Origin of the sequence: Dietzia sp. Alg238-R159 (genome assembly GCF_900537145.1) — a bacterium.
Lineage (GTDB): Bacteria > Actinomycetota > Actinomycetes > Mycobacteriales > Mycobacteriaceae > Dietzia > Dietzia kunjamensis.
Genome location: NZ_UNRI01000003.1, coordinates 40,684 through 57,260, shown reverse-complemented (window position 1 = coordinate 57,260; position 16,577 = coordinate 40,684). Strand labels below are relative to the sequence as shown.

Sequence of the window (16,577 nt, the reverse complement as noted above, 5' to 3'; positions counted from 1 at the left end):
CGGAAATCCGCTACTCGGAATCCGGATCGGCTACTCCAATCGGACTAGCCGATCCGGATTTCGAATAGCGGATTTTTGCGTTGGGGCGCCGGTCAGCCGAAGACTGTGATCGTCTGCCGGCTGATCGCCACCAGCTCGCCGTCCGGCCGCCACAGCATCGCGTGCGTGTGCGCGTATCCGTCACGGGCGGCATCGGTGGCGGCGGCGTAGCCGAGGATCGACTCGGCCGGGAACGCCTCCGGGCCCACCTCGGCGATCAGCTCCAGCGTCCACGTCAGGCTGCTGCCGGGCGCGAACCCGTCGAGCATCTGGATGGGAGCCGGCGGCCACGCGTCGGCCAACACCACCAGGTGCTCCTCCTCGAACCGCTCCGGCGCCTCGCGCAGTGACGCCCACCCGGACAGGTCGGCCGTCTCGGAACCGGAGAACGGCAACTGGCCGCCGACCTGCCGCAGCTCGACGAACTGGTAGAACTCCGGAGTCAGCCTCTCGATGTAGGGGAACGCCTCGATCGCCGTCGGATCGCCCAGCGCCGGCATCGGATGGGCGGGCGCGACCGAGATCGACGACTGCCGGTGCTTGCCGAACGCGGCCAGCGCGGTCGCGACGATCGCGCCCTCCTGCCGAACGGTCGCCTGGCACTGGACGACGTTGGAGCCCACGCGCAGGATCTCGGCGTCGACCTCGACGGGGCCGGTCGTCGCGGGGCCGATGAACGACACGGTGATCGACCGCAGTGGGTGGACGACGGGGGCCGAGCCGTCTCCGGTGTCCCGACTACGCAGGCACCCCTTCATCGCGGCCAGCAGCAGGGCGCCGGTCAGGCCCCCGAAGATCGCCCTGCCCTGCGTCCAACCCTGCTCGACCTCGACGGTCCCGCCGCGCGCAGCGGCCTCCAACATGTTCGTCAGCGACATGCGGTCATTCTGTCACCGGGGGTCAGCGGCTCTGGTGGGCGCGTCCCTTCCGGACCCCGTCCAGCGCGGTGGCCAGGCCGGGCATGCGCGGCCCGAGGGCGAACATCTTCTCGCTGCGGGTCTCCGGGGCGTTGTCGGCGGTGCGGCGGAGGAAACGGTCCGGCAGGGACAGCCTCGCGATGGTGCGCCACGACTGCAGGTACTGCTTCCAGAGCGGCCCGCTGACGTACGGCAGGTCGTATCGCTCGCACAGTTCGCGGACCTTGAGCGAGATCTCCGAGTACCGGTTGGACGGCAGGTCCGGGAACATGTGGTGCTCGATCTGGAACGACAGGTTGCCGGACATGAGGTTCATCGCCGGGCCGCCGTCGAGGTTGGCGCTGCCGAGCATCTGCCGCAGGTACCACTCCGCCTGCGTCTCGGTCTCGATGTCCGACAGGGTGAACTTCTCGGCGCCGTCGGGGAAGTGCCCGCAGAAGATCACGGCGTTGGTCCAGATGTTGCGGATGATGTTGGCCGTGATCGTGGCGGTGAGGGCCTGGCGGCCGCTCGGTCCGGCGAGCACCGGGAACAGGATGTAGTCCTTGAGGATCTGCTGGCCGGCCTTGCGCAGGAACGCGCGGGCCCGGCGGCGGTCGGCCGGGGACGCGTCGCGGTCGAACGCGTCGGCCGTGTCGACCGCCTGCAGGCCGATGCCCCACTCGAAGCCGAGCATGAGGACGGCGTTGACGAGGATGTTCCCGGCGAACCGGGGCTCCCAGGGGATGTCCCGGGTCACGCGCAGGACACCGAACCCGACGTCGTCATCGATGCCGACGATGTTGGTGTACTTGTGATGCAGGTAGTTGTGGGTGTGCTTCCAGTCGGCGGAGCTGCCGACGAGGTCCCACTCCCAGTTGGTCGAGTGGATCTCCGGATCGTTCATCCAGTCCCACTGGCCGTGCATGATGTTGTGGCCGAGTTCCATGTTCTCGAGGATCTTGGCCACGGCGAGTGTGCCGGTCCCGAGGGCCCACACGGTGCGGTTGCGGGCGCCGAGGTACAGCAGCGCGCGGGCACCGAACTCCAGGCCTCGCTGGAGTTTGATGATGCTGTGGATGTAGCGGTAGTCGCGCTCACCGCGGGAGGCGATGACCTCGGCGCGGACAGCGTCGAGCTCCCGCCCGAGCTCCTCTATCTGGTCGGAGCTGAGGTGGGCGTATTCGCCGACATCGGAGATCGCCATACATCCAGGATAGGCCGGTTCGGGTGCCCGCGGCTACGGCTGCGGGTCCGGCAGCCCTGCTTTCGTGATCAAGGGCACCCGATCCGACCACGTCAGTCACTCCAGGCGCGCCGCAACACTTCCAGGGAGCCGTGGACCCGCTCGACCGTCGACCCCACCGGCGCGATCATGAGTTCGTCGGCCCCCGCCGTGCGCGCGAAGTCGGTGAGGTATTCGCGCACCGCCGGCCCGTCGCCGACCGCCGTGTAGTGGATCATGTGCAGGATCTGGCGACCGCCGGCGGACTCCATGATCATGTCGAGTTCCTCGTCGGAGAACTCGCGTCCGCGGCCGGCCATGAGCTTGACCCGCTGGCGGCGGTACCACTGCAGTTCGCGTTCGGCCCGCTCGGTGTCGTCGTCGGCCACCACGTTGACGGCGGCGATCATGTACGGCTCGGACAGCTGCTCACTGGGCTGGAAGCGCTCGCGGTAGACCTGCGAGGCCTGTTCGAGGGCGTCGGGCGCGAAGTGCGAGGCGAACGCGTACGGCAGCCCGTAGGCGGCGGCGAGCTGCGCGCCGAACAGGGACGAACCGAGGATGTACAGCGGCACCTTGGTGCCCCGCCCGGGGATGGCAGCGATCCCGCGCGTGCGGGCGAAGTCGGAGGGCGAGTCGCCGAGGAACGCCTGCAGTTCGCGGACGTCGTCGGGGAAGTTCTCCGCCGCCGACGGTTCGCGGCGCAGCGCACGCAGGGTCTGCGGGTCGGTGCCGGGGGCGCGCCCCAGGCCGAGGTCGATGCGTCCGGGGTGTAGCTCGGCGAGGGTGCCGAACTGCTCGGCGATCACGATCGGCGAGTGGTTGGGCAGCATCACGCCGCCGGAGCCGAGCCGGATCCGCTCCGTTTGCGCGGCGATGTGCGCCATGAGTACCGCCGGCGCCGAGGAGGCGATGGACGGCATGTTGTGGTGCTCGGAGTACCAGACCCGCTCGTAGCCCAGTTCCTCCGCCTTCTGCGCCAGCGCCACCGAATCCTGCAGTCCCTCCCCGATGCTCTGGCCGGGGCGGACGGTCGCGAAGTCGATGACGGACAGAGGCAGGGCGGCACTGGACTGGGGGGAGCTGGTCTCGGGGGAGGTCATGCCCCGTGCAACCCGGGCCCCCGGCAGGCTATTCCTGTAGCGACCGGGCGGGGGCGGCAGACTGGGGGCATGTCCCCCGCTGCTGACCGCCCCGCTGACCGCCCCACCGACAGCCCCGACAGCCCCGCCGGCCGTCCCGTCGACCTCGCCCGCCTCGTGACCGTCATGCGCGAGACCGGCCCGCTCGTGCACTGCCTGACCAACTCGGTGGTCCGGCAGATCACCGCGGACGTGCTGCTCGCCGCCGGGGCGGCGCCCGCGATGGTCGACCACCCCGACGAGGCCTCCGATTTCGCCGCCATCGCCTCCGGCGTGCTCATCAACGTGGGCAACCCGACGGCCGAGCAGGTCGAGGGCATGCACGCCGCGATCGCCTCCGCCCGCGCCGCCGGCACCCCGTGGGTGCTGGACCCGGTGGCGGTCGGCGGTCTGGTCCTGCGGACGGGGCTGGCCACCGACTGGCTCGAGGCCGGGCCCGCCGCGATCCGGGCGAACGCGTCGGAGACCATCGCGCTCGCCGGCACGGGAGCGGGCGGCCGGGGCGTGGATTCCACGGAGGATGTCCTCGCCGCCGAGTCCGCTGCCCGGGACCTCTCGGCCCGGTCGGGGGCGGTGGTCGCCGTGACGGGGCCGCGGGACCTCGTCGTCACCCAGCGCCCCCCGCATCTCGGCGAGGCCGCGCCTCCCACCCGCACCACGTGGGTCGAGTCGGGTCACCCGCTGCTGCAGAAGGTCATCGGCACCGGCTGCGCCCTCGGGGCGCTCACGGCGGCCTATCTCGGGGCGGCGCGGTCGGCCGGGATCGCGGACCACGACGCGGTGGTCGCCGCGCACGCCCACGCCGGCGCGGCGGGGACGGTCGCCGCGCGCACCGCGGCGGGCCCGGGCAGCTTCGCCGTGGCGTGGCTCGACGCCCTGTACACGCTGACCCCGGAGGAGATCGCGGGCCTGGTCACGGTGTCGGAGGCGTGAGCGGCGCCGGCGTCGACTGGCGGCTCTACCTGGTCACCGACCCCCACCTGGGCGGCGGGCGCGACGCGGTGCCGGGGATCGTCCACGAGGCGGTGCTGGGCGGGGTGGGTGTGGTCCAGGTGCGGGACAAGGAGTGCGACGACGACGAGTTCGCCACACACGCCGCCGCCGTCGCTGAGTCCGTCGCGAGGGCGTGCACCGAGACGGGCCGTGACGTGCCGGTGTTCGTCAACGATCGTCTCGACGTCGCGCGGGAGCTGGGACTGCACCTGCACATCGGCCAGCGGGACGTGCCGTTCGCGGCGGCCCGCGCGGCGCTGCCGGACGGGCTGATGCTCGGGTTGTCGATCGAGTCGGACGCGCAGTTGGCCGCGGCGATGACGGGGCCGGGACCGGCACCGGACGTGATCGGGGTGAGCCCGGTGTGGTCGACGGCCACCAAGACCGACACCGCCGAGGCGCTCGGTCCCGAGGGTGCGGACCGGTTGGCCCGGGCCGCGCACTCGTACCGTCGAGCCGGGGGCGTCACCGGCGGGACCGACGCGGGCATCCGCGCGGTGGGCATCGGCGGGGTCACGCCCCTGACCGTCGCGCGGTTGGCCGCCACCGAGCTGGACGGGGTCTGCGTGGTCTCGTCGATCATGGCCGCCCCCGACCCGCGGGCCGCGGCCGCCGACCTGCTCGCCCGCTGGGACGCCGCACGCCGCTGATCCGAGCACGGGTGCAGGGACCGGGCCCGGGCGCGCGTGCAGGTCCTGGGCGCAGGTCCGACCCGGCCCTCCGGGCGCGTGGCGCTGGTTATCTCTTGCGCTCGGAGAAGTCGGCGAACCGCTCCAGGTCGCGGACGTGGCCGGACACGATGACGACGTCGTCCGCGCCGATGATGGTCTCCGGCTGGGCGTACTGGAACGGGCTGCCCGGGGCCTTGATGCCGACGATGTTGACCTTGTGACGCTTGCGCGGGTGGCAGTAGTCGATCGACTTGCCGATGACGTCCCGTGGTGGCCGCATCTTGACGATGGCGAAGTCCTCGTCGAACTCGATGAAGTCCATCATCTGGTTGGCCACCAGGTGGGCCACGCGGACGCCGGCGTCGTGCTCGGGGAACACCACGTGGTCGCATCCGATGCGAGTGAGGATCTTGCCGTGGGCCTGGTTGATCGCCTTGGCCCAGACCTGCTCGATCCCCAGGTCGACGAGGTTCACCGCGACCAGCACGGACGACTCGATCGAGGTGCCCACGCCGACGACGGCGGTGGAGAAGTCCTGGGCCCCGAGCTGTTGGAGTGCCTCGAGGTCGGTGGCGTCGGCTTCCACCACGTGGGTCAGGGAGTCGGCGTACCTCTGGACGAGTCCGTGGTCGCGTTCGACCGCGAGGACCTCCCGGCCCTGGCCGACGAGTTGGGTGGCGAGGGAGACGCCGAACCGGCCCAGGCCGATGATGAGGACTGGGGACTGGCGGCGGGTGCGATCAGCCAATGATCGGCCTCTCTGTGGGTAGGCGATACCTGGTCCGCTTTGCTCGCATGGTCAGCGCGGTGGCGAAGGTGATGATGCCGACTCGTCCGGCGAACATCAGCCCGGACAGAAGGTACACCCCCGCCGGCTCGAGTTCGGCGCTGAGACCTGAACTCAACCCGCAGGTGGCGAAGGCGGAGATGGACTCGAACAGGGGGCGTCCGAGGTCCTCACCGGTGAGGATCATCAGGGCCAGGGCGGATCCGGCGACCAGCGTGAGCCCCATCCCGGCCACGGACACCGCGACCCGGATCGACGAGGTGGGCAGCGCGCGCCCGTGTGCCGTGGCGTCCTCCCGGCCCCGGGCCTCGGCGAGGAAGGCCAGGAAGATGACGGCCAGGGTGGTGACCTTAACGCCGCCGGCGGTCGAGACCGAACCGCCCCCCACGAACATCAGGGCGTCGGTGATGAGCATGGTCGACGCCGTCGTGTCGACGGGGTCGATGATGGCGAAACCCCCGGAGCGCATCATCACCGAGGCGAACACCGAGTGCTGCAGTTTGTCGACCACGCCCTCGCCACCGAGGGTGGCCCCGTTGCTCCACTCGAGCGCGGCGAACCCGAGGGCCCCGACGAGCATGAGCAGCACGCTGACCTCGACCGTGAGGCGGGTGTGGAGGTTCCAGCGTCCCAGGTGCCACTGGTGCTTCCACAGCACCAACAGGACGGGGAAGCCCAGACTGCCCAGGAACACGGCGCAGATCAGCGCCCAGAACACGACCGGGTCGTCGGCCACCGAAGCCAGGCCGTCGGGGTGGAGGACGAACCCGGCGTTGTTGAACGCCGACACCGCGTAGAACACCGCGCGCCACAGCCCGTCCCCGAACGTGCCCTGATGGGCGATGAACCGGGGCGCGAGGATGAGCGCGATGACGAGTTCCACCAGGGCGGACGAGACGACGATGGTCTTGATCAGCGATCGGACCTCGCCCAGTCCACCCGCCGACACGCCCGTCTGGGCGAGCAGCCGGGTACGCACCCCGAACTGCCGGGTCACCGAGAGCGCCAACAGGGAGGAGATCGTGACGATCCCCAGGCCACCGAGCTGGATGCCCGCGAGGATCACCACCTGCCCGGCCGTGGACCAGTGGGTCGCGGTGTCCACTGTGGTCAGGCCGGTCACCGACACGGCGGAGGTGGCGGTGAACACCGCGTCGTGCAGATGTGCCCGGTCCCCTGAGGCGGTGGCCCAGGGCATCAGCAGCAGCACCGTGAAGACCACGATCGCCGCGGCGAAAGCCAGCAGCGCCGAGCGGGCCGGGGAACTATAGGTGAAGGCCCGGGCTACCTTCGCGCCCGAGGACAGGACCCCCGGAATCGTCGAGACCATGCCGAGAGAGTAATCCCGGCCGCCGCGTCGGCCACAGTTGGTGCGGGAAGTCATTACTGAACGGCGTCAACACTCGTAACGTCGGCGGTATGCCACGGATCCCTCTCGAAATCACGCTGGTCGAGTTCCCCAGCACGTCGATGTCTGCCACGAGCGAGTTCCTCGCGACGGTCTGCGGTTGGGAGCCCACCGTGTACGGGGGGTCGTACACCTGCTTGGCCGGCGGGGGCATCGACGTGGGCGTGCAGGGGGACGACGACGAGCAGTCCCCCGCCCCGCTCATGGTGATCCGCGTGCCGGACCTCGACGAGGCCCGCGAGCAGGTCGAGGCCGCCGGCGGCGTGGTGACGTTCGGGCCGTTCGACTTCCCCGGTGGCCGCCGCTTCCATTTCCGTGAGCCCGGCGGGAGCGAGATGGCGATGTGGGTGCCGGCCTGATCGGCCCCTCTTCACCGCCCGTCCCGTTCGACGGGCAGCCAGAGGTCGCAGGTCGCCGTGGTCAAGTCCGCGGAGTGGTCAAGGATCGCCAGGATCGACGGGCCGGGCCGCAGCCGCCACGGGTTGGAGGGGAACCAGTCGGTGGCGGTCGCCGCCCACATCTCCTGCAGCGCCGACGGGTGCGCACCCGACGACCGGAAGACCGCCCAGGTGCCGGCCGGCTGGTCCAGTACATCGAGGTCGTCCGGGACCGCGGAGTCGGCGTCCACCGCGACCCCGTGCAGGTACGTCAGTTCGCTACCCTCCGAGTAGTCCGGGTCGACGTCGGCACTGACCTGCAGGATCCCTGCCGGGTCGGTCTCGGACAGGGCCTTGAGGCGCTCGTGTTCGGCCGCGGGGATCGAGGCGACGTGGTCCCGGATGCGCGGGTTCGCCCCCTCGTGGATCAGTGGAACACGAGCAGCGTGGCCGATCAGACGGAATGCGGGGCGTTCGAGGATGCGGGCGTCCATGGGACGGCTCCCTTCGACGGTCAGGCGGAACCTGAGTACGGGCTGGCTGCGTAGGGGGCCACCGCCGCGACGGGCGTCGCCGTGACTCACTCCGTGCACGGCGCGGAAGGCCCGGCCGAACGCCTCGGTCGAGCCGTAGCCGTAGCGCACGGCGATCGTGAGCAGGTCCTCGTCACCGACCACGTCCGCGGCCGCGACGGTCATGCGACGACGACGAACGTAGTCCGACACCGGCATCCCCGCCAGGGACGAGAACATGCGTCGCAGGTGATAGTCCGTCGTACCGCCCGACGCGGCGACGGCGCCGACGTCGATCTCCCCGGACAGGTTGCACTCGATCTGGTCCACGAGCCGGTTGAGGATCTCGATCACGGTACCTCCCTCCACGAGACACCACTGTCCTCGACGGTCACGCGCAGCCGCCCGACTTTCCGGGACCGTGGTTGTCGGGTCGGATCATCCGGCCGACGCGAACCCCGCGGGTAGTGCGAGCCGGGTGAGCTTGTCCGGGTTGCTGTGGAAGTAGAGGCGTGAGATCTGGCCGTCGACCACGCCGACCTGCGCCACCCGCAGGACCCCGCGGGCGAGAATCGCCAGTGCGAATTCGCCGTTGACCTCGACGGGCGCGATCATCCCGCCCGAGAGTTCCGTGGCCTTGATGAGGAAGTAGGCGCACTTGCGGGCCCCCACGATGTCACGCCGGGCGGCGTTGACCTTGCCTCCGCCGTCCGAGATCACGCGGGCGTCCGTGGTGAGGGCGGCGATCGTCTGCGGGAGATCGCCGGCCAGGACGGCCTCGACCAGGGTCGAGATCACCGCGTCCGGGGCGGGTTCGGGTGGACGGAGGTCGGACGCCAGGCGGTGCCGGGCCCGGCTCACCCACTGGCGGACGGTGGCCACGGCCGCGCCCAGGGTGTCGGCGATCTCGGCGTAGGGCAGGTCGTACGCCTCACGAAGGACGAACGCCGCACGCTCATCCGGGCCCAGCTGTTCGTAGGCCAGCAGCACGGCTATCCGCAGATCGTCGCGACGCTCGGCCCGGTCCGCCGGCAGCAGGGCGGTGTCGACGGGCTCGGGCAGCCACTCGCCCACGTAGTCCTCCCGCTTGCGCCTGCGCAGCCGGTCCAGACACAGCCGCGTCGCCACGGTGGTCAGCCATGCGTCGACATTCCGGGGCGCGGACGACGGATCGAGCGCCACCCACCGCGCCAGCGCCTCGTCGGCGGCGTCCTCGGCGTCGGCCCAGGTCCCGGTGATGCGGTAGCCCACCCCGAGCAGTCGGCCCCGCACCCGCTCCAGCGCGGCGCGGTCCGGCAGCACGGTGCCGGCCGTGCTGGCCGCGGCACGGTCAGCCACCGGCGCCGCCCCATCGGCCACGGGGGTCGCGGGTGGGGCCACGGTCATCGCCGGGTCGCCGGTTCCAGGTCGCTCGGGACGAGTCCGCGCAGCGTCGCCGGGTCCTTGCGGGTGGCGATCGCTATCCGGTTCCATGCGTTGATCGTGACGATCTCCATGACCAGCTGTCCAGCCCCACCTTCGCCCCGGTGGCGGACCACCTCGTCCCACAGCTCGTCGGGCACGGAGTCCTCGCCGTCGATGTGGGTGACGGCGTCCGCGAACGCCAGGACCGCCCGCTCGGCCGGGGACAGTTCGTCGGCGTGGGCGTGCCAGTTCTCGGAGACCGCGATCCGGGCCTGGCTCCAGCCGTCCTTGCGGGCATCGCGTCGGTGCATGGCCAGGCAGTAGCGGCAGCCGTTCACCGCGGAGACTCGGAGCCGGATGAGGTGGCTGTCCTCACGGGAGACCCGCGCCCGCGAGTAGGCCTCGAGTGCCAGCATGGGTGCCATCGCGCCCGCGCTGACCTGTTTGCGCTGTTCGGTACTGCGTCGTGGTGTGCTCATGTCTCTTCGACGCACGAGGCCGGCCCGATGTGACAGACACGGTGGGAAGTGTGATGCGAATGTAATAGTTTCCTTCGAAATCTGTGGTGTGGTGGACCGTAAGGCGGTTGTCGTCTATACGCTCCGCTTCCCCCTACCCGCACGAGAGGCCCCCATGGATCCCTCAGTTCTCGGCCCTGTCTCCGGCTCGCTCATGGCTCCGATCGACTTCCTCGTCGACACCCCCGCGGAGCCGCTCGCCCATGTGTTGTACGACATGGCCATCGGCGTCATGGAACTCGGTCTCGGCCTGTAACCCCGGACCCGACTCGCTCACGTCAGGAGCATCGTCATGCCACACCCTGCTTTCCTCGGCCCGATCTCCACGGCCGTGATGAACCTCGTCGACGGGCTGTCCCGGATGAACGCCCCGGTCGAGACGATCACGTCTCTGACCATGTGGGCCTGGGACATCGCCGACCTCGGGAGCTGATGCGCCCCCGCCCCGCCGCGTCGAGCGGGTTCGGGGCAGTAGCCCGATGGTGCGGATCGGGACGATCCCCTGTCGCGCCCGGCGTCGTTCCCTTCTACCCTGAGCCCATGACCGACCCGGACGATCTCCTGCTCTCCGATGCCGAGCGGCTGCACGCCCTCACTGCGCTCGGGGACCACTACGCGTCCGGCCGACTCGACGATCCCGACTTCCACGCCCGCTCCGGCGACGTGGCTGCCGCCCGCACGCTGGGTCAGTTGCACGGCTCGTTTCGCGATCTGCCCGGCGGCACCCCCCTGACCTCGGTCGACGGCATGATCGTCCAGTCGGCGGCCGCCGGGCGCGGCGAGCTGATGCCCGCCTCGTCGTCGTCGTCTTTATCTCCCACGCAGTCCTCGGCTCCCGCCACCCGCGACCCCGACGCCGACCTGGACGACCTCCGTAAGCGCGGCAGCTGGTCGAGTCGCTCGACGGGATCGTCTTTGGCATCACCATGATCGCGTTCCTGGTCCTGCAGTTCATCGTGGGCTGGCAGTACGCATGGATGGTGTGGCCGACGATGATCGTCACGCTGGGCGCACCGCGGGCGATCCTGCGCTTCACCGATTCGGACGAGAAGACCTACGAGAAGATCAAGAAGGCTGATCAGAAGGCGCGCGAAGACCGGCTGCGCGCAGCGGAGGACCGCATCCGCGAGCTGGGTGACGGGCGCGAGAACCGGGGCTGATCCGTCCCTCCGGGCGCGGGCGGGGCGTGTGGTGCGGGCGCCAGGCGTCTGCGGTCAGGTGTCCTCGAGTGCGTAACCCTTGCGCTCCGGGAGGGTGAAGGCGGCGAGGGCGGCGACGACGAAGGCCGCGGCGAAGACCCCGAAGACCATGACCGTGTCGCCCAGATCGAGCAGGAGCGGCACGAGCAGTGGCGCGATGATCGAGGCGATCCGCCCGAACGCCGCCGCGGCGCCGGTGCCGGACCCGCGGGTCGCGGTGGGGTAGAGCTCCGGGCCGATCGCGTACAGAGCGCCCCACGCGCCGAGGTTGAAGAACGACAGCGCCATGCCCGCGGCGATGATCGTGGCCGGGGAGTCCGCCAGGCCGAACAGTCCGGCCGCCACCGCCGAACCGGTGAGGAACACCGCGAGCGTGACCCGCCGACCCCAGATCTCGATGAGCCACGCCGCCACCGCGTACCCCGGCAGCTGGGCGAGGGTGATGATGAGCGTGTAGCCGAACGACTTCACCAGATCGAAGCCCTGCGAGACGAGCAGGCTGGGCAGCCAGATGAAGGCGCCGTAGTAGGAGAAGTTGATCCCGAACCACACGATCCACAGGGCGGCGGTGCGCCTACGCAGGCGCGCGGACCAGATGGACTCGCCGGGCTCGCCGGGCTCGGCGGTCTCGGCGGTCTCGGCGGGCGATGCGGGTCCGACGCCGTCGGCGACGGGCGCGGCCGCGTCGGCGCCGGCATGAGCGGGCGCGGCCGTGGACGGCGCGGCCGGCGGCTCGACCCCTGCGGACGCCTCGTAGTCGCGGACGATCCGCTCGGCCTCGTCGACGCGGCCCGTCGATTCCAGGTAGCGCACCGATTCGGGCAGTCCGAATCGCACGACCAGCGCGTACGCGGCCGGGATGACCCCGATGGCCAGGGCCCACCGCCACCCGTCGTCGCCGACCGGCACCACGAAGTAGCCGATGAGGGCGGCCAAGATCCAGCCGACGGCCCAGAACCCCTCGAGGATCACCACCACCCGGCCACGGATCCGCCGCGGCGCGAACTCGCTGACCAGGGTGGACGCCACCGGCAGTTCGGCGCCCAGGCCGAGGCCGACGATGAAGCGCAGCACGATGAGCATGGCGATGCCGGTCGACAGCGCCGCCGCGCCGGTGGCGAGGCCGTAGATCAGCAGGGTGGCGGCAAAGACCTGGCGGCGGCCGATCCTGTCGGCGAGCAGCCCGCCGAGCGCGGCGCCGATCGCCATCCCCACGAACCCGATGGACCCGATCCAGGACAGTTCGGTGGGCGAGAGCGACCAGTGGACGGCCAGCGCGGCCATGACGAAGGAGATGAGGCCGACGTCCATGGCGTCGAGTGCCCAGCCCACGCCGGAGCCGAGCAGCAGCTTGCGGTGCTTGCGGGTGAACGGCAGGCCGTCCAGGCGCTCCGTGCGGGTCGTCATGGCGGCAACGCTACTCGGCGCCCCCGACACACCCTGGTGCCAACCTGGGCTGGACGTGGACGAATGTCCGAGTAGCCTGCGGGTAGCTGTGTTCCACATCACAACAAGAGGAGCTCCTCGTGAGCATCACCGAGAACGCCGATCGCGCCGATCGCGCTGAGAACGCTGAGAGCGCCGAGAACGCCAGCCCGGGCGGGACGGACTTCGACGTCGTCATCCGCGGAGGCACGGTCTTCGACGGCACCGGCGCCCCGGGCGTCCGCGCGGACGTCGGGATCCGGGCCGGCGTCGTGGCCGCGATCAGCCCTGCGCCGCTGCCCGTCTCCCCCGGCACGCGGGTCGTGGAGGCCGAGGGGAGGTGGGTGACGCCCGGGTTCGTGGACACCCACACCCACTACGACGTCGAGCTGCTCGTCTCCCCGGGCCTTGGCGAATCCGTTCGGCACGGGGTGACCACCGTCCTGGTGGGCAACTGCTCCATCTCGGGCGTGTACTCGGGCGCCGTCGACGTCGCCGACCTGTTCAGCCGCGTCGAGGCCCTGCCCCGCGACTCGGTGCTGGCGGCGCTCGAGCAGAAGAAGACCTGGTCGGGCCCGGCGGACTGGCGGCGCACGGTCGAGAACCTGCCGCTGGGGCCCAACGTCGCGTCGTTCCTCGGCCACTCCGACGTCCGCGCCTCGGTGATGGGGTTGGGCCGGGCGACCGACCCCAAGCAGTCCCCCAGCCGCGACGAGTTGCGGAAGATCGACCGCCGCATCAACGCTGCTCTCGACGAGGGTTTCCTGGGCGTGTCCACCATGACCAATCCGTGGGACAAGATGGACGGTGACCGCTACCGCTCGCGGACCCTGCCCTCCACGCACGCCTCGTGGGGCGAGTTCCGGCGGATCAGCCGGCTCCTGCGCCGCCGTGACCGGGTCCTGCAGGGCGTACCCAACCTCAACACCAAGGTCGACGTGGCCTTCTACGCCGCCACGAGCACCGGACTCTTCCGCAAGCCCCTGCGTGTCTCCCTGCTGGCCGCCGCCGACACGTTGGCCGAGCCGTGGGTCAACCGCATCTTCCGGCCCATCGCCTGGGCCGCCAACACAGTGGGTAAGGGCAAGTTCGTGTGGCAGCACCTGCCCACGACGTTCAAGGTGTGGGCCGACGGGATCGACCTGGTGGTGTTCGAGGAGTTCGGCTCCGGCCGCGAGGCACTGCACCTCGTCGACGAGATGGCCCGCACCGACCTGCTGGAGCAGGAAAGCTACCGGCGCTGGTTCCGCCGCGACTTCGAGAAGCGGTTCAGCCCGCGCGTGTGGCACCGGGACTTCGACGACGCGCTCATCGTGGCCTGCCCCGACGAGTCACTGGTCGGTCAGACCGTCGGCGACGTCGCGCGCGCCCGGAAGCTCCACCCGGCGGACGCCTACCTCGACCTGGTGGTGGAGTACGGCACCGACTTCCGGTGGACCACCACCATCGCCAACGCGCGGGAGAAGGTCGCCAACCGGCTGGCGCGAACCCCGGGCGTGACGATCGGTTTCTCCGATGCCGGCGCGCACCTGCGGAACATGGCGTTCTACAACTTCGGGATCCGTCTGCTCGAGCGCGTACACCAGGCACAACTCAAGGGCACGCCGTTCCTCACCACCGAGGAGGCCGTGTACAAGCTCACCGGCGAGCTAGCGGACTTCTACCGCCTCGACGCCGGGCGCCTGCAGGTGGGCGCGCGCGCCGATGTGGTGGTGGTCGATCCGTCCGAGCTCGACGGCGAGTCCCTCGAGTACCACGAGGAGGCCATGGACGAGTTCGGCGGGATCCGCCGGATGGTCAACCGCAACGACCGGGCGGTCGCGGCGACGATCATCGGCGGCCACGTGGTGTGGTCCGACGGTCAGTTCGCCGAGGGCTACGGCCGGGAGTTCGCGGCGGGCCGGTTCCTACCGTCGGGCGAGGCCGTGGGGCCACGGCCGACTGCGGCCCCACGGTCGGCCGGTCACTCCGTGGGCATCCCGGCGTCCTCCCAGGCGGAGTAGCTGCCCTCTAGCTCAGTGACGTCGTAGCCGACGCTGCGCAGTGAGCTGGCGACCACCGAACTGCGGGTTCCGGACTGGCAGTAGGTGACGATCTTTCCGGAGTCGGGCAGTTCGTCGCGCTCCCACATCACCTGGCCGCCGTGCAGCTGGGTGGCGTCGGGGACGTGTCCGTCCTCGTACTCGGAGGTGGCGCGGACGTCGAGCACCATGGCGTGCTCGTGAGACTCCAGGTCCTTCGGGTCCACGGTCTCCGGGCGGAACGTGGGCAGTCCGTCTGTGGAGGTGACGTACCCGCGCGTGGTGTCGACTCCCACCCGGATGACGTGGCGCCGCAGCTCGTCGGCCTCCTCGGCGTCCTCGGCGAGGAAGACCAGGCCGCGGGCGTCCTTCTCGGGGTCGATCGCCCAGCCGGCGTAGGTGCCCGCCTGGCCGGCGGGGAGGTTGATGGCGCGGTCGACGGTGCCGCCGTGGACGTCGTCGGCGGGGCGGGGGTCGACGACGACGAGGTCACCGGATTCGATGCCGGAGGCCACCTCCTGGGCTGGCAGCTCGTGCAGCTCCGGCAACGGATTGCCGAGCACGGAGGGGCCGTCCCGGTTCTCGCGCTTCATCCGCCCGAAGTACGCCGGCGCGTCGGGCTGGCCGTCGAGGAGCTCGGAGATGAAGCCCTCCTCGTCGTCGTTCTCCACGTACTTGGGCCACCACGCGAACTTCCGCTCGTAACCCACCGAGCTGGACGGCAAGGCCCCCAGGGACTTGCCGCAGGCCGAGCCCGCGCCGTGGGCCGGGAACACCTGGACGTGGTCGGGCAGGGTGAGGAAGCGCTCGCGCAGGCTGGCGAACAGCTGCTTGGCGCTCTCGAAGCGCGTCTCCTCGCCGTCGGATTCGCTGCCGCCGGCGGTCTCGTCGAGCAGGTCCGGTCGGCCGAGGTCACCACAGAACACGAAGTCGCCGGTCAGCGCGTAGCCGGGCTCGTCGGCGAACGCGCCGTCGGTGACGAGGAACATCAAGTGCTCGGGCGTGTGGCCGGGGGTGTGCACGGCCTTGAGCTGGACGTTGCCGAGCTCGATGGTGTCGCCGTCGCGGAGCCGCTCACCCTCGAACCCATAGCGCCAGTCGTCACCGCCCTCGTCGGAGAGGTAGACGGTGGCGCCGGTCGCGGCGGCCAGTTCGCGGGTGCCGGACAGGTAGTCGGCGTGGATGTGGGTCTCGGTGACCTTGACGATGGTCATGCCGTGCTGATCGGCCATGTCGAAGTAGGCCCGCAGGTCGCGACTGGGGTCCACGACGATCGCCTCGCTGCTGCTCTGGCAGCCGATGAAGTAGCTGGCGTGGGCCAGGTCGTAGTCATAGATGCGTTCGAAAAGCATTGTGCTGCGTCCTTTTTCCTTGGGGGAACAGGTACATCAACCACCGTAAAACCCTCCCCGGTATGAGGCCACCGGTCGGTTCGTGCGCTCTCGCGGTCGGGCGGCGCACACTGGGGGCGGACCGCAACGCCGATGGAAGGATCCCCGCCGTGACCGATTCCCGCCTGGACGACGACACCCGCGCCGTCCTGCTCGCACCCAACCCGGCCGTCATGGCGACGCTGCGCAAGGACGGCTCCCCGGTCACCGTGCCGACCTGGTACCGACTTGTGGAGGGCGACCGGATCCACCTCAACCTCGACGCCGACCGGGTGCGGCTGCAGCACCTCCGACGCGACCCGCGGGTGGCACTGTCCGTCATCGCGTCCGAGGACTGGTACACCCACGCGAGCATCCAGGGGCGGGTCGTGGAGATCGCCGACGACCCGGACCTGTCCGGCATCGACGCCCTGAGCACGCACTACACCGGCGAGCCGTACCCGGTGCGCGACCGCGCCCGCGTGGACGCGTGGGTGGAGATCGACCACGTCCACGTGTGGGGGCAGCTCCGCGAGTCCTGAGCGCGGGTGGGGCGCGCGTCCTACGCTGAGGCGACCCCTCGCCCGTCT

At 70.6% G+C, this 16,577-nt stretch carries 19 protein-coding genes; 9 read left to right on the top strand and 10 right to left on the bottom strand.

Features of this window, described 5'->3' with window-relative positions; all coding sequences use genetic code 11:
- Positions 1 to 92: 92 nt before the first annotated feature.
- From G6R20_RS08715 to G6R20_RS08705, 3 genes are all read right to left on the bottom strand, one after another.
- Complete coding sequence (locus G6R20_RS08715) at positions 93 to 917, bottom strand: thioesterase family protein (protein WP_163376150.1); 825 nt, start codon at positions 915 to 917, stop codon at positions 93 to 95.
- A gap of 22 nt (positions 918 to 939) precedes the next feature.
- On the bottom strand, positions 940 to 2,142 hold the full coding sequence (locus G6R20_RS08710) for an acyl-CoA desaturase (RefSeq protein WP_163376149.1): 1,203 nt from the start codon (positions 2,140 to 2,142) through the stop codon (positions 940 to 942).
- A 92-nt stretch (positions 2,143 to 2,234) separates the two neighbouring features.
- Entirely contained in the window at positions 2,235 to 3,263 is a 1,029-nt protein-coding gene (locus tag G6R20_RS08705; protein WP_163376148.1) for an LLM class flavin-dependent oxidoreductase, read from the bottom strand.
- A 69-nt stretch (positions 3,264 to 3,332) separates the two neighbouring features.
- On the opposite strand from G6R20_RS08705, the gene thiM reads away from it, so the two are divergent.
- On the top strand, positions 3,333 to 4,235 hold the full coding sequence (thiM, locus tag G6R20_RS08700) for a hydroxyethylthiazole kinase (RefSeq protein ID WP_120285420.1): 903 nt from the start codon (positions 3,333 to 3,335) through the stop codon (positions 4,233 to 4,235).
- Entirely contained in the window at positions 4,232 to 4,945 is a 714-nt protein-coding gene (gene thiE, locus G6R20_RS08695; RefSeq protein WP_132062953.1) for a thiamine phosphate synthase, read from the top strand. Before thiM ends, thiE begins: the two co-directional genes overlap by 4 nt.
- A gap of 88 nt (positions 4,946 to 5,033) precedes the next feature.
- On the opposite strand, the gene G6R20_RS08690 is transcribed toward thiE, so the two are convergent.
- The gene (locus G6R20_RS08690) at positions 5,034 to 5,714 is read right to left on the bottom strand and encodes a TrkA family potassium uptake protein (RefSeq protein ID WP_163376147.1); all 681 of its coding nucleotides are present in this window, start codon (positions 5,712 to 5,714) and stop codon (positions 5,034 to 5,036) included.
- The gene (locus G6R20_RS08685) at positions 5,707 to 7,083 is read right to left on the bottom strand and encodes a potassium transporter TrkG (protein ID WP_163376146.1); all 1,377 of its coding nucleotides are present in this window, start codon (positions 7,081 to 7,083) and stop codon (positions 5,707 to 5,709) included. Before G6R20_RS08685 ends, G6R20_RS08690 begins: the two co-directional genes overlap by 8 nt.
- A gap of 89 nt (positions 7,084 to 7,172) precedes the next feature.
- Between G6R20_RS08685 and G6R20_RS08680 the strand changes: the two genes are divergently transcribed.
- A complete protein-coding gene (locus G6R20_RS08680; protein ID WP_163376145.1) occupies positions 7,173 to 7,520 on the top strand; it encodes a VOC family protein in 348 nt (115 codons plus the stop codon).
- A gap of 11 nt (positions 7,521 to 7,531) precedes the next feature.
- Here the strand turns inward: G6R20_RS08680 and G6R20_RS08675 are convergent, their stop codons facing one another.
- The 3 genes from G6R20_RS08675 to G6R20_RS08665 form a co-directional block, all read right to left on the bottom strand.
- Entirely contained in the window at positions 7,532 to 8,419 is an 888-nt protein-coding gene (locus G6R20_RS08675; protein ID WP_240341354.1) for an AraC family transcriptional regulator, read from the bottom strand.
- A gap of 69 nt (positions 8,420 to 8,488) precedes the next feature.
- On the bottom strand, positions 8,489 to 9,388 hold the full coding sequence (locus tag G6R20_RS08670) for a sigma-70 family RNA polymerase sigma factor (protein WP_240341353.1): 900 nt from the start codon (positions 9,386 to 9,388) through the stop codon (positions 8,489 to 8,491).
- A gap of 44 nt (positions 9,389 to 9,432) precedes the next feature.
- Entirely contained in the window at positions 9,433 to 9,933 is a 501-nt protein-coding gene (locus G6R20_RS08665; protein ID WP_240341352.1) for a carboxymuconolactone decarboxylase family protein, read from the bottom strand.
- Between the two features lie 154 nt (positions 9,934 to 10,087).
- Here G6R20_RS08665 and G6R20_RS08660 point away from each other — a divergent pair, with 154 nt between their 5' ends.
- The 4 genes from G6R20_RS08660 (at position 10,088) to G6R20_RS19115 (ending at position 11,132) form a co-directional block, all read left to right on the top strand.
- A complete protein-coding gene (locus G6R20_RS08660; RefSeq protein WP_156523631.1) occupies positions 10,088 to 10,228 on the top strand; it encodes a hypothetical protein in 141 nt (46 codons plus the stop codon).
- A gap of 36 nt (positions 10,229 to 10,264) precedes the next feature.
- A complete protein-coding gene (locus G6R20_RS08655; RefSeq protein ID WP_163376143.1) occupies positions 10,265 to 10,405 on the top strand; it encodes a hypothetical protein in 141 nt (46 codons plus the stop codon).
- A 107-nt stretch (positions 10,406 to 10,512) separates the two neighbouring features.
- Positions 10,513 to 10,902, top strand: a complete 390-nt coding sequence (locus tag G6R20_RS19120) for a DUF1707 domain-containing protein (protein WP_346010035.1) — start codon at positions 10,513 to 10,515, stop codon at positions 10,900 to 10,902.
- Entirely contained in the window at positions 10,899 to 11,132 is a 234-nt protein-coding gene (locus G6R20_RS19115) for a hypothetical protein (RefSeq protein WP_346010034.1), read from the top strand. The genes G6R20_RS19120 and G6R20_RS19115 overlap by 4 nt, the downstream gene beginning before the upstream one ends.
- Positions 11,133 to 11,186: 54 nt before the next feature.
- On the opposite strand, the gene G6R20_RS08645 is transcribed toward G6R20_RS19115, so the two are convergent.
- Positions 11,187 to 12,578: an MFS transporter gene (locus G6R20_RS08645; protein ID WP_163376142.1), complete on the bottom strand. Its 1,392-nt coding sequence runs from the start codon at positions 12,576 to 12,578 to the stop codon at positions 11,187 to 11,189.
- A 215-nt stretch (positions 12,579 to 12,793) separates the two neighbouring features.
- Between G6R20_RS08645 and G6R20_RS08640 the strand changes: the two genes are divergently transcribed.
- On the top strand, positions 12,794 to 14,599 hold the full coding sequence (locus G6R20_RS08640; RefSeq protein ID WP_240341406.1) for an amidohydrolase family protein: 1,806 nt from the start codon (positions 12,794 to 12,796) through the stop codon (positions 14,597 to 14,599).
- Here G6R20_RS08640 and G6R20_RS08635 read toward each other — a convergent pair.
- Positions 14,560 to 15,969, bottom strand: a complete 1,410-nt coding sequence (locus tag G6R20_RS08635) for an MBL fold metallo-hydrolase (protein WP_163376141.1) — start codon at positions 15,967 to 15,969, stop codon at positions 14,560 to 14,562. The two genes, G6R20_RS08640 and G6R20_RS08635, sit on opposite strands and share 40 nt — an antisense overlap.
- Positions 15,970 to 16,118: 149 nt before the next feature.
- On the opposite strand from G6R20_RS08635, the gene G6R20_RS08630 reads away from it, so the two are divergent.
- Complete coding sequence (locus tag G6R20_RS08630) at positions 16,119 to 16,529, top strand: PPOX class F420-dependent oxidoreductase (protein WP_275898241.1); 411 nt, start codon at positions 16,119 to 16,121, stop codon at positions 16,527 to 16,529.
- Positions 16,530 to 16,577 lie beyond the last annotated feature (48 nt).

What these genes read in the sequence shown, in the direction of transcription:
- G6R20_RS08710 (WP_163376149.1), bottom strand. Translation starts at nt 2,142, where the DNA reads ATGGCGATCTCCGATGTCGGCGAATACGCCCACCTCAGCTCCGACCAG.
- G6R20_RS08660 (WP_156523631.1), top strand. Translation starts at nt 10,088, where the DNA reads ATGGATCCCTCAGTTCTCGGCCCTGTCTCCGGCTCGCTCATGGCTCCG.
- G6R20_RS08665 (WP_240341352.1), bottom strand. Translation starts at nt 9,933, where the DNA reads ATGAGCACACCACGACGCAGTACCGAACAGCGCAAACAGGTCAGCGCG.
- G6R20_RS08685 (WP_163376146.1), bottom strand. Translation starts at nt 7,083, where the DNA reads ATGGTCTCGACGATTCCGGGGGTCCTGTCCTCGGGCGCGAAGGTAGCC.
- G6R20_RS19120 (WP_346010035.1), top strand. Translation starts at nt 10,513, where the DNA reads ATGACCGACCCGGACGATCTCCTGCTCTCCGATGCCGAGCGGCTGCAC.
- G6R20_RS19115 (WP_346010034.1), top strand. Translation starts at nt 10,899, where the DNA reads ATGATCGCGTTCCTGGTCCTGCAGTTCATCGTGGGCTGGCAGTACGCA.
- G6R20_RS08645 (WP_163376142.1), bottom strand. Translation starts at nt 12,578, where the DNA reads ATGACGACCCGCACGGAGCGCCTGGACGGCCTGCCGTTCACCCGCAAG.
- G6R20_RS08680 (WP_163376145.1), top strand. Translation starts at nt 7,173, where the DNA reads ATGCCACGGATCCCTCTCGAAATCACGCTGGTCGAGTTCCCCAGCACG.
- G6R20_RS08635 (WP_163376141.1), bottom strand. Translation starts at nt 15,969, where the DNA reads ATGCTTTTCGAACGCATCTATGACTACGACCTGGCCCACGCCAGCTAC.
- G6R20_RS08715 (WP_163376150.1), bottom strand. Translation starts at nt 917, where the DNA reads ATGTCGCTGACGAACATGTTGGAGGCCGCTGCGCGCGGCGGGACCGTC.
- thiM (WP_120285420.1), top strand. Translation starts at nt 3,333, where the DNA reads ATGTCCCCCGCTGCTGACCGCCCCGCTGACCGCCCCACCGACAGCCCC.
- G6R20_RS08655 (WP_163376143.1), top strand. Translation starts at nt 10,265, where the DNA reads ATGCCACACCCTGCTTTCCTCGGCCCGATCTCCACGGCCGTGATGAAC.
- G6R20_RS08705 (WP_163376148.1), bottom strand. Translation starts at nt 3,263, where the DNA reads ATGACCTCCCCCGAGACCAGCTCCCCCCAGTCCAGTGCCGCCCTGCCT.